The sequence below is a fragment of the Devosia sp. genome (genome assembly GCF_039927955.1).
Lineage (GTDB): Bacteria > Pseudomonadota > Alphaproteobacteria > Rhizobiales > Devosiaceae > Devosia.
The window spans coordinates 25,370-39,922 of sequence record NZ_JBDSUA010000056.1 but is presented as its reverse complement, the minus strand read 5'-3'; the positions used below and the strand labels follow the sequence as shown (position 1 = coordinate 39,922).

14 protein-coding genes are annotated in these 14,553 nt (G+C 62.7%); 12 read left to right on the top strand and 2 right to left on the bottom strand.

Going from position 1 to position 14,553, the window contains the following annotated elements; translation table 11 throughout:
• Window positions 1–75: 75 nt before the first annotated feature.
• Window positions 76–741, top strand: a complete 666-nt coding sequence (locus ABIT12_RS13770) for an HAD family phosphatase (RefSeq protein WP_348044760.1) — start codon at window positions 76–78, stop codon at window positions 739–741.
• Between the two features lie 311 nt (window positions 742–1,052).
• Window positions 1,053–1,946 carry a cell wall hydrolase gene (locus ABIT12_RS13765; protein ID WP_348044758.1) on the top strand — a complete coding sequence of 298 codons (894 nt, stop codon included), beginning with the start codon at window positions 1,053–1,055 and terminating at the stop codon, window positions 1,944–1,946.
• Window positions 1,947–2,124: 178 nt separating this feature from the next.
• On the opposite strand, the gene ABIT12_RS13760 is transcribed toward ABIT12_RS13765, so the two are convergent.
• Window positions 2,125–2,751 (bottom strand): hypothetical protein, encoded by a 627-nt coding sequence (locus tag ABIT12_RS13760; RefSeq protein WP_348044756.1) that lies wholly within the window; start codon window positions 2,749–2,751, stop codon window positions 2,125–2,127.
• 42 nt (window positions 2,752–2,793) lie between these two features.
• Window positions 2,794–4,386: a phosphoenolpyruvate carboxykinase (ATP) gene (pckA, locus tag ABIT12_RS13755; RefSeq protein ID WP_348044754.1), complete on the bottom strand. Its 1,593-nt coding sequence runs from the start codon at window positions 4,384–4,386 to the stop codon at window positions 2,794–2,796.
• Window positions 4,387–4,641: 255 nt separating this feature from the next.
• On the opposite strand from pckA, the gene ABIT12_RS13750 reads away from it, so the two are divergent.
• The 10 genes from ABIT12_RS13750 (at window position 4,642) to tsaE (ending at window position 14,536) form a co-directional block, all read left to right on the top strand.
• Window positions 4,642–5,358 carry a response regulator transcription factor gene (locus ABIT12_RS13750; RefSeq protein ID WP_348044752.1) on the top strand — a complete coding sequence of 239 codons (717 nt, stop codon included), beginning with the start codon at window positions 4,642–4,644 and terminating at the stop codon, window positions 5,356–5,358.
• 8 nt (window positions 5,359–5,366) lie between these two features.
• Window positions 5,367–7,145, top strand: coding sequence for a sensor histidine kinase (locus tag ABIT12_RS13745; protein ID WP_348044750.1), 1,779 nt, complete (start codon window positions 5,367–5,369; stop codon window positions 7,143–7,145).
• 9 nt (window positions 7,146–7,154) lie between these two features.
• On the top strand, window positions 7,155–7,625 hold the full coding sequence (locus ABIT12_RS13740) for an HPr kinase/phosphatase C-terminal domain-containing protein (protein ID WP_348044748.1): 471 nt from the start codon (window positions 7,155–7,157) through the stop codon (window positions 7,623–7,625).
• Window positions 7,626–7,803: 178 nt separating this feature from the next.
• Complete coding sequence (locus ABIT12_RS13735; protein WP_348044746.1) at window positions 7,804–8,205, top strand: PTS sugar transporter subunit IIA; 402 nt, start codon at window positions 7,804–7,806, stop codon at window positions 8,203–8,205.
• Complete coding sequence (locus tag ABIT12_RS13730) at window positions 8,205–8,516, top strand: HPr family phosphocarrier protein (RefSeq protein ID WP_348044744.1); 312 nt, start codon at window positions 8,205–8,207, stop codon at window positions 8,514–8,516. Before ABIT12_RS13735 ends, ABIT12_RS13730 begins: the two co-directional genes overlap by 1 nt.
• Entirely contained in the window at window positions 8,516–9,022 is a 507-nt protein-coding gene (locus tag ABIT12_RS13725; protein ID WP_348044742.1) for a GrpB family protein, read from the top strand. Before ABIT12_RS13730 ends, ABIT12_RS13725 begins: the two co-directional genes overlap by 1 nt.
• Before the next feature lie 124 nt (window positions 9,023–9,146).
• Window positions 9,147–9,656: a DUF2937 family protein gene (locus ABIT12_RS13720; protein ID WP_348044740.1), complete on the top strand. Its 510-nt coding sequence runs from the start codon at window positions 9,147–9,149 to the stop codon at window positions 9,654–9,656.
• Between the two features lie 267 nt (window positions 9,657–9,923).
• A complete protein-coding gene (gene ahcY, locus ABIT12_RS13715) occupies window positions 9,924–11,327 on the top strand; it encodes an adenosylhomocysteinase (protein ID WP_348044738.1) in 1,404 nt (467 codons plus the stop codon).
• Between the two features lie 354 nt (window positions 11,328–11,681).
• Entirely contained in the window at window positions 11,682–14,108 is a 2,427-nt protein-coding gene (locus ABIT12_RS13710) for a PAS-domain containing protein (protein ID WP_348044736.1), read from the top strand.
• Window positions 14,108–14,536 carry a tRNA (adenosine(37)-N6)-threonylcarbamoyltransferase complex ATPase subunit type 1 TsaE gene (tsaE, locus tag ABIT12_RS13705; protein ID WP_348044734.1) on the top strand — a complete coding sequence of 143 codons (429 nt, stop codon included), beginning with the start codon at window positions 14,108–14,110 and terminating at the stop codon, window positions 14,534–14,536. Before ABIT12_RS13710 ends, tsaE begins: the two co-directional genes overlap by 1 nt.
• Window positions 14,537–14,553 lie beyond the last annotated feature (17 nt).

Genomic DNA, 14,553 nt, shown 5'->3' with positions numbered 1-14,553 from the left:
CTGCAAGCCAGCAATGCCGCCAACCGTCTGGCGAATCCACCCCCGCGGTCCTATATCGAATCCATGCAAAGCCAATTGAGCCTAAAGCCCTTCGACGCCGTCATCTTTGATATGGACGGCACCGTTCTGGATACCGAAAGCGTGTTTCGCACCATCGTGTTCGAGGTGTGTACCGATCTCGGCTTTGAAATGACCCATGCGCTGCATGCCAATATGGTGGGCTCCAGCCACGAGCGCACCAACCAGTTGCTGGTCGAAGCCTATGGCGTCAGCTTTCCCTATCCGCTGTTTGACGACATGTGCCGCAAGTCGATGCACAAGGTGATGGATGCCGGCGGCATCCCGATCAAGACGGGGGCGCGGGAAATCCTGTTGGCGTTGCGGGAGCGTAATATCCCGACAGCTATCGCCACCTCCTCGCGCGGCCCGCATGCCCACAACAATCTGGGCGCTGCCGGCCTGCTCGGCCTGTTCCAGACCATCGTGACGCGCGATGACGTGATCAACCCAAAGCCGCACCCGGAACCCTATCTGACCGCGGCACGGCGCCTGGGTGTCGATCCACTGCTGTGCCTGGCACTGGAAGACAGTTATTCGGGGGTCCGGGCGGCGCACGCTGCCGGCATGCAGACCATCATGGTGCCTGATCTGGTGCATCCCAGCGCAGAAATCCGGGCCCTGGGCATCGCCATCGTCGAGAGCCTCGAGCACGTTCACCGAGCGGCATTTCCCGCCCGCTAGACTCCGAAAATCGGTGCACAAGTGTTAACGCGGCGCCGCGTCGCAGATGCGTAAACTTGTCGGTTTTGTCTTAAAGCCCCGTTCGCCAAAAACCAAACCCCTGAAATCAATGGGTTTTCAGCGCCGCCCTTCCGGGTTAACCCTGTTTTAATCTCCTAAGCCGCATAGTTAACCGGTGGTAAATTCTGGGTTCCCTCCACAGACTGCCTCGGCTAATGTGCCGCTCGGGCAAGGCTGACCCATCAGGGCCAGCCAGGGGATTAAACGGTCTGCCGGCGTGGCCAGGCGACCTTCGGGGAAGGACGGGCATATTGCAGCCAACTCGGCTCACCACTGCTGCGCGCGCTTTGGCGCATGCGCTTGCTCTGTGCGCCGCGGCGTTCGTGCTCGCGATCACGCTGAATCCGGCACACGCCGAAACTGTTCAACCCAACGCCGTAATGCCGCTGCCGGTTCCGGTCGAGCTGGCGCAGCTCCGCTCCCAGCCGGCGCTGGGTGCAGTAATGCAGCCACTGGCGCCCGGCGACCAGCCGCTGACGGCAGCGCTGCTGACCAATTACATCAAGCGCCAGAATGCGCTGCACGCGTTCAACGCCTTCGATGAAGCGGAAGACCCGCAGCTCACCTCGGACATGCTGCTGGGCTATATCTCGCGCTCATCCGAAGGCAATGGCGCGCTGACCGCCATCGAGGGCCTGGCCAAGGCCAAGCCGGTCTCGGCACTGAACACCGATGTGCTCGCCGAATATGTCAGCGACCGCTTCAAGCCGACCGAGAAGCGCATGGCGATCGCCGACAAGGAACGCGATTGCCTGACGCAGGCGATCTATCATGAGGCGCGCGGCGAGAGCGTCGAGGGCCAGTGGGCCGTCGCCAATATCATCGTCAACCGGGCCCTGTCGGGCCGGTTCCCGTCGACCCTGTGCGGGGTGATCTACCAGAACGCCGAAAAGGGCTACCACCGCTGCCAGTTTACCTTTGCCTGTGACGGCAAGACCGATGCGCCCTCCGAGCGCGCCGCCTGGAACCGCTCGGCTGGCGTCGCCGCCAAGGTCTATGCCGAATTCGCCCAGGGCGAAAAAATCCCGACCCTGCCGCGCTCGGCGCTGTTCTACCACACCACCTCGGTCAATCCGGGCTGGTCCAACACCTATACCCAGGTCGCCCAGATCGGCTCGCACCTGTTCTACGCGCCGAACAAGTAAGCGCTCGTTTTCGGCCCCTATCATCTGCACACACGATGTCACTCCGGAGCGGGCTGGGGTTAATCCTGTGATGCCGGGTTTTGCCCTTATGGCTCCTTCATCCACCGGGTCATTCTGGGGCCCAGCGGGAATGACCCGGTGGTTGAAAATGGCGAGGCGGTTGGGGCGGGGCGCGCGCCTACTGCAGCACGGCCGCAACGCCGGCGATGCTGACGTGGACGTCGCGCCAGGGTGAACTGCCGTCGGGCAGCGCGACATGCACCAGATCGCGGTTGCGCGGATCGGCGGGCAGAAACCAGAAGGTCCAGTCGGCGGCCTGCCAGAATGCCGGATCGATTGGATACAGCATCCGGCTATCGGCTTCCGGCTTGCCCCAGGCCAGAAGGGTACCGCTGGCCAGGTACTGCCGGATCAGATTGCCCGCCAGTTGCGCGTTTTGCTTGGATTGGTTGAGATCGGCCAAGTCGGGCGCCAGGCGCAGGAACAGCTCCCGGATGGGCATGTCGGGATTTTGCGATACCGGTGGTGCTTCCGGCTCTGCGGGCGCAATGACGCGCGGCTCGCTCGCCGGCTGTCGCGGCTCGGGCTTGAAGGTCAGCCAGAAGGCCAGCGCCGCCAGCACCAGCAGCACGCCACCGCCAATCCAGTTATCAGCCGCGGACGATTGCAGCGCCGGGGCATCGATGCCGATACGGCGCAGCGCCTCGGCGACATTGGACAGGTCATCGCGGCGCGGCAGCTGAGTCAGTGCGGCAACCGCGGCTGCTGCGGCGATGCCGAGAAATTTGAGTGGGGTAAAAGCCATGCCGCTCCCATAGCACCTTGTGGGTGATTTGGGAGCGGTCAGCTATTCGGCAGCTTGTGCCAGGCGCGGTCCGGCAGAATTGGCGGCGTGGGGGCCAAATTTGAGGAAGTTCTGCTGGAACAGCCCGGCCAGATGCGCGGCCTGCCGATCATAGGCGTTGGCATCGGCCCAGGTCAGGCGCGGCGTCAGGATGCGGGTTTCAACGCCCTCGACGGCCAGCGGCACGGCAAAGCCGAACAGTTCATCCTCGCGCATCGGTGCGGTGTCGAGTGCGCCGCTGAGCGCTGCATTGAGCAGGCGGCGCGTGGATTTGAGGTCGATGCGCTTGCCGACGCCATAGCCGCCGCCGGTCCAGCCGGTATTGATCAGCCAGGCCGAGGCGCCGCTGGTGCGCAGGCGTTCGGCCAGCATTTCGCCATAGACGCTGGGATGCAGCGGCATGAAGGGGGCGCCAAAGCAGGCCGAAAAGGTCGCCTGCGGCTCGGTGACGCCGCGCTCGGTGCCGGCCACCTTGGCGGTATAGCCGGAGAGGAAGTGATAGACGGCCTGTTCCGGGGTCAGCTTGGCGATGGGCGGCAGGACGCCAAAGGCGTCGGCGGTGAGGAACACCACGGTTTTGGGCGTGCCACCGACACTGCCCTTGGCGATCGAGGGCAGGACGTGAATCGGATACGCAGCGCGGGTGTTTTCGGTTAGCGAAACGTCGTCAAACGTTGGCATTTGGTTAGCGTCGAGCACGACATTTTCCAACACTGTGCCAAAACGTTGGGTCGCGGCAAAGATTTCCGGCTCGGCTTCGGCGCTGAGCTTGATGGTCTTGGCGTAGCAGCCGCCTTCGAGGTTGAAAACGCCGTCTTCGCTCCAGCCATGTTCGTCGTCGCCGATCAGCGGGCGGGCCGGGTCATTCGACAGCGTGGTCTTGCCGGTGCCGGAGAGACCGAAGAACAAAGCGGTCTGGCCACTGGCATCCAGGTTGGCCGAGCAGTGCATCGGCAGCACGTTGTTCAAGGGTGCGTGGAAGTTGAACAGCGAGAACACCGACTTCTTGATCTCGCCGGCATAGAGCGTGCCGGCGATGATGACGATGTTGCGGCTCATATCCAGCGCGATCACCGTATCGGTGCGGCTGCCATGGCGGGCTGGGTTGGCCTTGAAGTGTGGCGCGTGAACGATGGTGACCGGCGTCGGGTTGTTGCCGGTTTCGACCATTTCGCCCGGGCGGATCAACAGGTTGCGGATGAACAGGGCGTGCCAGGCCGAAGGCGTCAGCACGGTGACGCCGAACTGATGGCGTGGATCGGCGCCGGCCAGCAGGTCCTGCCGGAACAGCTCGCCACCCGCCAGCGAGGTCATGACGTCGGCCAGCAGCACATCGAAATGGGCCGGGCTGATGGCGCCGGAATTGTCCCACCAGACGCGATCGCTGGTCAGCGCGTCGCGGACGATGAACTTGTCCTTGGGCGAACGGCCGGTAAAGGCGCCGGTGCGCACCGAGACGGCGCCATCGGCGGTCAGTTGCGCGCCGCCCTGCACCATGGCGCGGGCCACCAGTGTCGGGGCAATGTCGTTGCGGCTCAGCGACGCGCCAAGATCTTCAATCTGGCTGCGCAGGCTGGTGTGATCGAACTGGCTCATGCAAGGCTCCCAAAGGCAATACCGCAAAGATTTCAGCGGCCTGTTGGGAGTAATCTTGCGGGGTTGTGCAGCCTTCAACCATCCCGAAATCGGTCTTACGACGGAAGTCTGATGCTGCAGCTTTAATGGGCAGCACTGGTATGTCGCTTGGCCACGCCTTATTTAGCGCGTAATTATCCCATGCAACGGGCTGCACCAATTGTGGCAAAGCGCGTTGTTCGCCCGCTGCGTCCCGACGAACAAGGAAGGCACGTCATGCCCAAGATCGCTCTGGTAGACGACGACCGTAATATTCTGACCTCGGTATCGCTGACGCTGGAAGCCGAGGGCTACCAGGTCGCCACCTATACCGATGGTGCTTCGGGGCTCGAAGGGCTGACCACCGACAAGCCTGATCTGGCGATCCTCGACATCAAGATGCCGCGCATGGACGGCATGGAACTGCTGCGCCGCCTGCGCCAGAAGTCCGACATTCCGGTGATCTTTCTGACCTCCAAGGACGAAGAGATCGACGAATTGTTCGGCCTCAAGATGGGCGCCGACGATTTCATCACCAAGCCGTTTTCCCAGCGCCTGCTGGTCGAGCGGGTCAAGGCGATCCTGCGCCGCGCCGCGCCGCGCGATCCGTCGGCCCCAGTTGGGGCGCCGGGCGAACCGGGCACCGGCAAGGCGCTGATCGAGCGCGGTTCGCTGGTGATGGATGAAGAACGCCACACCTGCACCTGGAAGAACCAGCGCGTCACCCTGACGGTCACCGAATTTTTGATCCTGCAGGCGCTGGCGCTGCGGCCCGGCGTGGTCAAATCGCGCAATGCCTTGATGGATGCGGCTTATGACGACCAGGTTTATGTCGATGACCGCACCATCGACAGCCATATCAAGCGGCTGCGCAAGAAGTTCAAAGCCACCGACGACGATTTCGAAATGATCGAAACCCTCTACGGCGTTGGCTATCGCTTCAAGGAACAATAGGGGCGCATGTGGCGACCCTCGACCCCGAGCTAGGCAAGACCAGCGAACCGGTAACGCCTGAGACCAGCCGCCGCGCCGGCGGCTGGAACCGGTTTGTCGTGGTGCCGGTGCATCAGCTGGGCCACGCCATCCAGCGCTTTCTCGATTTCACCATTTTCTCCAGCCTGACCCGCCGCATCATCGTGCTCAACATGGCGGGCCTGCTGGTGCTGGTGGTGGGCATTTTATACCTCAACCAGTGGCGCGCCGGGCTGATCGATGCGCGCGTGCAATCGCTGCGGGTGCAGGGCGAAATCATCGCCGCCGCCATCGCCGCGTCGGCGACGGTCGACAGCGACGTGATTTCGATCAATCCCGATCGCCTGCTCGACCTGCAAAGCGACAGTTCGCAGTCACCGCTGAGCTTTTTCGATCCGACCCTGGAATTCCCGATCAGCCCGGAGCGCGTCGCGCCGCTGCTGCGCAATCTGGTAACGCCCACCCGCACTCGCGCCCGCATCTATGACGAGGGCGGGCTGATGATTCTGGATAGCGAGAACATCTATGTGCGCGGCGAGGTGATGGAGCAGATCAACCAGCCCGACGCTTCCGGCACGTTCTTTTTGCAGGATTGGTGGAACGCCTTCATGGCCTGGGTGCCGGGCGACAATTTCGCGCCCTATGTCGAATATGGCGTCGATGAAGGCCGCAAATACCCCGAAGTGGCTTCGGCGATGTCCGGTGCACCGGCCGATTTCGTGCGCGTCGATGCCCACAATCAACTGGTGGTTTCGGTCGCCGTGCCGGTGCAGCGCCTGCGCGCCGTGGTCGGCGTCTTGCTGCTGTCGACGGCGCCGGGCGATATCGATTCCATCGTCACCACCGAACGCTGGGGCATTTTGCGCATCGCGCTGATCGCTGCGGCGGTGACCATTTCACTGTCGCTGCTGCTGGCCGGCACCATTGCGGGACCGATGCGGCGGCTGTCGGAAGCTGCCGAACAGGTTCAGACCGCCGGCAATTCGCGCATGGAAATCCCTGACTTTACTGATCGGCCCGACGAAATCGGGCATCTGTCCGGCGCGCTGCGACGGATGACCGACGCGCTTTACAACCGCATCGAGGCGATCGAACGCTTTGCCGCCGACGTGGCCCATGAGCTGAAAAACCCGCTGACCTCGCTGCGTTCGGCAGTGGAAACCCTGCCCCGGGCCAAGCGCCCGGAAGATCAGGCGCGGCTCAACGCCATTATCCAGCACGACGTGCGCCGGCTCGACCGGCTGATTTCCGATATTTCCAATGCCAGCCGGCTCGACGCCGAACTGGCGCGCGAAAGTGCCGAGCGGGTCGACGTGGAAAAACTGGCCGAAGTGATGGTGGCGATCCAGACCGACCTGGCCTCCGGGCACGCGGTCAATGTGGTGCTCGACAAACGCTCGGGGCGGCAAGCGGCCGCGATCGCGCTCGGCCATGAGAGCCGGCTGGCGCAGGTGTTTTCCAACCTGATCGACAATGCCATCTCGTTTTCGCCCAAGGGCGGCACGGTGCGGGTGGCACTGGCGACCGACCCGGAAAACATCATGATCACGGTGACCGACGAAGGTCCGGGCATTACCGACGCCAGCCGGATTTTCCAGCGATTTTATACCGACCGGCCCGATACCGACGGGTTCGGTGACCATTCGGGGCTGGGCCTGTCGATCTCGCGGCAGATCGTTGAAGCCCACAAGGGCACGATCAAGGCGTATAATCGCGATGACCGGTCGGGCGCCGTGTTCTCGGTTGTGTTGCCGCGGGCGCGCAAATAGATTGTGCAGATGAGCAAAGCAAAAAACGTGCATGGAACCGGGCTGGTTCTGGGAGATATCGGGGTGCTGCTGCGCGGCCCGTCGGGTGCCGGCAAATCGGTGTTGGCGCTGACGCTGCTGGACCGGTGGGAAGGCCGCGGGCAAAAGGCCCTGCTGGTTTCCGACGATCGGGTGGAAGTGGCACCCGAAGCCGGGGTGCTGGTGCTGCGAGCGCCGGCCAGCCTTGCCGGCAAGATCGAATTGCGCGGGCGCGGCATTGTCGAGCGGCCGATGGCGGCCAGCGCGCGACTGCATCTGGTGATTGATCTGGTCGAGGACATGGTGCGCATGCTCGAAGAGGATGCGCTGGTCACCGACCTGTTCGGCGTTACCGTGGCGCGAGCGCCAGTGCCCCATGTCAGCCAGATCGGCCTGGGCCATCAGATGCTGTTGGTGATCGAAGCGATCCGGGCGCTGTCTCCATCCCCTGCCGCAGCGTGACAAAAAACAGCTTGAAACACCTGCTCGCAGCGGAAACAATTGCGCACTGTCTGTGCGCGTCCTTGCGTTTTACCGTGGAACGGCTTGCGCAAATTCTGGACGGGGCAGCAGAGCAGGTTATATTGAGGCGCGGCGACCGGACGATAGCGGGCGTAGTAGCGCGCTCTGGGGGCAGTGCATGATTGGTATGGTTCTGGTGACGCACGGTGCGCTCGCCGTCGAGTTCAAGTCAGCGCTCGAGCATGTCGTGGGGCCGCAGGAATTCTGCGAAACCATCTGCATCGGCCCCGATGACAATATGGAAAACCGGCGCGACGACATCCTGGCGGCGGTCGACAAGGCCGACAATGGCGCTGGCGTGATCATCCTGACCGACATGTTTGGCGGTACGCCCTCCAACCTGGCCATTTCGGTGATGCAGAACCGCATGGTCGAAGTGATCGCCGGGGTCAACCTGCCGATGCTGGTCAAGCTGGCGCGCATTCGCGCCGACATGCCGATCAAGGCTGCAGTCAACATGGCCCAGGAAGCGGGCCGTAAATATATCAATGTCGCCAACTCGATCCTGGGCGGGACTTGATGGACAGCGCTGCCGGTTCCGGCCGGGCGGTCGCCCAGCAATTGACCATTGTCAACCGCAAGGGCCTGCATGCGCGCGCTTCCGCCCGCTTTGTGCGCACCGCCGAAATTTTCGATGCGACTATCCAGGTGATCAAGGACGGCACGTCGGTGGCCGGCAATTCGATCATGGGGCTGATGATGCTGGGCGCCGGCCCCGGCTCGACCATCCTGGTGCAGGCCAGCGGCAAGCAGGCGCGCGAAGCGCTCGAGGCCATCGCCGAACTGGTCAATAACGGATTTGACGAAGACAGCGACGGCGCGGCGGACTAATGGCCGAGGCGGTCCATATCGTTGCCTACGATCCGAACTGGCCCAAGCGCTATCAAGCCGAGGCGGCGCTGGTGCTGAGCTGTTTTCCTCACAGGCCGTTGCGGATCGAGCATATGGGTTCGACGGCCGTGCCGGGCCTGTCGGCCAAACCGGTGATCGACCTGATTGTTCTGGTCGATGATCTGGCGCAGGCAAAGCTGGCCGTGCCGGCGCTGGAGGCGACGGGTTATAGTTATTGGGCAGCCAATCCCGATACGTCCAAGCTGTTTCTGGTCAAGGGCCTGCCGCCGGCCCCGCAGCGCACGCATCATCTGCATGTCTATACCGACGCAAGCGAGTTCGACCGCCATATGGTGTTTCGTGACGCCTTGCGCTCTGAGCCGACAACGCTGGCGGCCTATCAGGGGCTCAAGACCGAACTGGCCGAGCGGTTCTGGCACGATCGCGAAGCCTATACCAACGCCAAGGCGACGTTCATCGATGGCGTGGTGGCGAGACTACGCTGAGTATTATCGCCGTTGCACGGCCCACCACCGGCGAGATGGACCACTTCTGAAACCCTTCTACAATCGGGTTGCGGAACGCTGCGCCGTCTCCCACATTGATGCTCTGCGAACCGGAGTCACTTCCATGCGGCGGACTTTAGCGGGAATCGGCGGCATTGGCCTGGCCATAGCGCTCAGCCAGTTTCCCGAATATGCGCAGCAATATACCCAGCGCCTCGGCGGCGCGGTCGATGAGTTGCGCGTCATCGTCACCGATTTTGACAAGGCGGCGCGCGAGGGCGGGCTGGATCGACAACAGGCGCTGGCGCGGTTCGAGGCTTCGCCGGACAGCTTTGTTGCAGGCCGCGGCATCAGCATCGCCCAAACCATCAATCGCTACGAAACCTTGAGTGCAGCGCTGATCCGGCTGGAAAGCGCCAATGCCATCGAGCGGTTCCAGCAATTGCCGGCGTTTTTGGATACCGATGTGGGTTCGCGCACGCTCGAAGCGTTCGAGCCTGCAGTGCCGGTGACCTTCGAGGGCTTTGCCTATGCCGGGATCGGGCTGTTGGCGGGATATCTGGTGGTCTCGGGGATTTACAGTTTTGTCATGCTGCCGTTCCGGCGGCGGTATCCGGGTTATCGGTATCGGTAGCTCCTCTTCCTACCCTCGCCCCTTGCGGGAGAGGGATAGCAATTCTGCGTTCAGCAGAATTGCAGGGTGAGGGGTTGCTTCCGCACACTTTGAAGTAAGCAAGAAACCCCTCATCCGCCCCTTCGGGGCACCTTCTCCCTCAAGGGGAGAAGGAAGAGAGAAACGGATAGCAACGGGATATAAACTTATCTTTATATCCCCCGTTGATCCGAACCCCTGCTCCGGCTATAAGGCGGCAACATCCCAAAGCCATGCCTGGAGCACGCCATGACCAAGACCCCGACCGATTATGCGGTCAAAGACATTTCCCTCGCCGATTTCGGCCGCAAGGAAATCCAGATCGCCGAAATCGAAATGCCGGGTCTGATGTCGATCCGCGAGGAATATGCCGCCGCGCAGCCGCTCAAGGGCGCGCGCATTGCCGGCTCACTGCATATGACCATCCAGACTGCCGTGCTGATCGAGACGCTGGTGGCGCTCGGGGCCGAAGTGCGCTGGGTGTCGTGCAACATTTTCTCGACCCAGGATCATGCAGCCGCAGCGATTGCTGCCGCCGGCATCCCGGTATTTGCCCATAAGGGCGAAACGCTGCAGGAATATTGGGACTTCACCGATCGCATGATGGACTGGGGCAATGGGCTCACCCCCAACATGATCCTGGATGACGGTGGCGACGCTACCATGCTGATCCTCAATGGCGCCAAGGCCGAGAAGGACGCATCGTTCCTCGACAAGCCGGGCAATGAAGAAGAAGAAATCTTCTTTGCCACCATCAAGAAGCGCCTGGCCAAGAACCCGGGCTTCTTCTCCAACATTCGCGGCAATATCCGCGGCGTGTCGGAAGAGACCACCACGGGCGTGCTGCGCCTCAACCAGCTTGCCGCCAAGGGCGAACTGCCGTTCCCGGCGATCAACGTCAATGACTCGGTGACCAAGTCCAAGTTCGACAACAAGTACGGCACCCGTGAATCGCTGGTCGACGCGATCCGTCGCGGTACCGACGTGATGCTGGCCGGCAAGGTCGCCATCGTTTGCGGCTATGGCGACGTCGGCAAGGGTTCGGCTGAATCGCTGCGTGGCGCTGGCGCCCGCGTGTTGGTGACCGAAGTCGATCCGATCTGCGCGCTGCAGGCGGCGATGGAAGGCTTTGAAGTCGTGACCCTGGAAGAGGCTGCCCATCGCGCCGATATCGTGGTGACCGCCACCGGCAACAAAGACGTGCTGATGGTCGATGACATGCGCAAGCTCAAGGACATGGCCATCGTCTGCAATATCGGCCATTTCGATAACGAAATCGACGTGCTGGGCCTGCGCAATTTCAAGTGGACCAATGTGAAGCCACAGGTCGACCTGATCGAACAGCCGAGCGGCAAGCGCCTGATCCTGTTGTCCGAAGGCCGCCTGGTCAACCTGGGCAACGCCACCGGCCACCCGAGCTTTGTGATGAGCGCGTCGTTTGCCAACCAGACGCTGGCGCAGATCGAGCTGTGGACCAATGGCAAGAACATCGAGACCAAGGTCCACGTGCTGCCCAAGCATCTGGACGAGAAGGTCGCCGAACTGCACCTAGCCAAGCTGGGCGCCAAGCTGACCAAGCTGAGCAAGGCACAGGCCGATTATATCGGCGTATCGCAGAACGGGCCGTTCAAATCGGGCGAATACCGCTACTGATCGACTGGTCTGAACGAACTTATCGGATGGCGGCCCGTTCAGAAATGGACGGGCCGTTTTGTTGCCGACCGCAAACGTTTCTGCTTCGTTCTCCGGTCAATAGGGCTAATCAATCTTATGCCCATAACGCACAGCCATTAAGACTCTTTTAGCTGATTCCACGGCCCGCTATGTTGAAGTGATTCGGCGGTCGGGAGTTTTCGCCACCGGGTGAATCGCCAGTTCATAGACTGCCGATTGAGTTCTTGTGCGCGTGTTCCACCCTGCTGTTGCAGCGGGCCTGACTGGCAGCGATCAATATAAAACATGAGGCAGCATATGACGCCGGAATACTTCCGGAACCGTTGGGGATTCGTGGCAACCGCCACAGCTCCGCTGACCCTTCTGACCGCCGCGCCGTGTCTTGCCCAAGGTGTTACCGGCAGCTCGATTGCCGGAGCCGCGCCGCTGGCCATCGCGGTCGGCGCCGGAGGCTTTGCGCTGCTGGCCATGGCCGTTGTCCGCACGCTCACCCGCCAGAGCAAAGCCGAGCGCCTGCGGGCCGCCGAACAGGTTGCGGGCCTGCGCGCTCTTGTCGATGAATATGAAGCCCTGCTTTCGGGCACGCGCGAAGTCACCGTGCTGTGGACCGAAAATGCCGACGCACCGAAGTTCCTCGGTCAGGTCTCCGCCGTGCTGCCGGCCGGCCGTCGCCCGGAAAGCCTGCTCAATTTCAATTCCTGGCTGACCGATGCCGGTGCCACCCAATTGGCGCAACTGGTCGAAGGGCTGCGCGTGCATGGCCGCTCGTTCAATGCCAGCCTGACAGCGCTCGACGGAAGGCTGATGCGCGCCAATGGCTGGGTATTGGGCGGCGGCGCTGCCATCCGGCTGCGTCCGGCCTTCCTGCAGACCGACGTCGCGCCGACCATCGAAGCCAGCGCCGCCAGTACCGATCTGGCCAGCGTGCGCGCCATTCTGGCAGTATTGACCAAACCTGCCTTTGCGCGCGATGCCAGGGGGCGGCTGATGTTTGCCAACGTGGCCTATCTGCAGCTGGCCAAGGCGCTGGGCAAGAGTGGCAGCGAAACTGCGCCGCCCGAACTGCTCGATGGTCCGCTGCTCAAACAGCATCTGGCCTCGTGCAAGACCGCGACAGAGCCGACCCACACCGACGTATCCTGGCCGGGCCAGGGGAGTTTTGAGCTGGTGGAGTTTGCCATTGGCGGTGGCATGGCCGGCTATTTCCGACCGGAGCAGGACGCCGACAGCAACCAGAACGATATCGGGCTCAGCCATATCAGTGGCATCATCGATGCGCTGGCTACCCCGATTGCCATTTTCAACGCCAATCGCGAACTGCTGCAGTTCAACCGCGCCTATGCGGCGCTGTGGAACCTGGATCCGAAATTCCTGGTGCTGGGGCTGGATGAACGCGCCATCCTCGACAAGCTGCGCACCGAGGGCATGCTGCCGGCCCAGGTCGATTACCAGACCTGGCGGGCCCAGCACCTGACCTCCTATACGCTCAAGGTGCCGCGCGAAAATCCGCCGTGGCACCTGCCCGATGGCCGCTCGATCAAGGTGATTTCGGCCCCGGCCGGCCCACGCGGCGGCGTCATCTATGTGTTCGACGACATTACCGAACGCCTCAAGCTGGAAAGCACCAACAAGGCGCTTTCCAATGTGCAGCGAGAATCGCTCAATGCGCTGTCGGAGGCCGTGGCGGTGTTCGGCACCAATGGTCGGCTGACGCTATCCAATCCGCGGCTGTCCTCGCTGTGGAAACTGCCCACCAACACGCTGGGCCAGAACCCCCATATCGACCAGATCGCCGAAGCCTGTGGCCGGGCGATGCCCGACGATGGCGCCACCATCTGGCGCGACCTGAAGCGCGGGATCATCGATCTCAATCCGACCCGCTCGGACACCACCGGCCGCATCAACCGCGCCGATGGGCGTCTGCTGGACTATGCGATTACCCGCCTGCCCGACGGGCAGACGATGATGACCTTCCTTGATGTCACCGAAAGCGCCAATTACAGCCGCGTGCTCAAGGAGCGCAACGATGCGCTGGTGGCTGCTGACGTGCTCAAGGACGCGTTCGTCGAGAACGTCTCGTATGAGTTGCGCTCGCCGCTCACCAATATCATCGGCTTTGCCGACCTGCTGGCCCATGACGAAGTGGGCACGCTCAATGAGCGCCAGCGCGCCTATACCGACTATATCCGCGCCTCGAGCGTTACCCTTGGCGTGTTGATCGACAATATTCTGGACCTGGCCTCGGTCGACGCCGGCATTGCCGAGCTGCGGCCCGAATTGCAGGTGATCGACAATCTGGTGGAAAAGGCCCGTGCCGGGCTATCGGCGACCTTTCCCGAGATTTCGGGCGAAAAGCCGATCAACCTGGTGGTTGATATCCAGGATCGCCTACCGCCGTTCATCGCCGATGGTACCCGCATCGTGCAGATACTCTACAACCTGCTGTCCAATGCGGCTCGCTTCTCGCCGCCAGGCGGGGAAATCCGGCTCAGCGTTTCCTCGCGCGCCGAACGCATGCTGTTCGTCATCGAAGATGAAGGCCCGGGCCTGACCGACGAGATGAAGACCGCCATCCTGACCCGCATCGACGCACCGGCCGGTGGCGGGCGCCAGCGCGGTGCCGGGCTGGGGCTGGCGATCGTCAAGACCTTCGTCAACCTGCATGGCGGCATCATCACTGCCGAAAAGCGCGAACCGCGCGGCAGCCGCATCACCGTCAACCTGCCCCGCGACAGCGCCATGGCCGCTGTCGCCGAATAATGGCCACCGAACACCGGTTCCTTCCGGACGACCAGGCGACGGCGGCACTCGGGCAGCACCTTGCGACGACCCTCATGGCCGGTGACCTGATCCTGCTGCATGGCGATCTGGGCGCCGGCAAGACCGCGCTGGCCCGCGCCATCATCCGCGCGCTGGTGGGCGATCCCGACCACGAAGTGCCCTCGCCCACCTTTGCGCTGGTGCAGCCCTATCAGGCCGGGCCCGTCGCCATTCTGCACGCCGATCTCTATCGGCTGGGCGATCCGCGCGAGATCGATGAACTGGGGCTGCTGGATAATCCCAACGCCATCGTGCTGATCGAATGGCCGGAACGCGCGCCGGAACTGCTGGACGCGGCGACGCTGGAAATCACGCTCAGCATCGGTGCCGGGGGAATGGGCCGCGACGTGGTGATCTCCCGCCGGTAGTGGCAAGGCGCTGGACA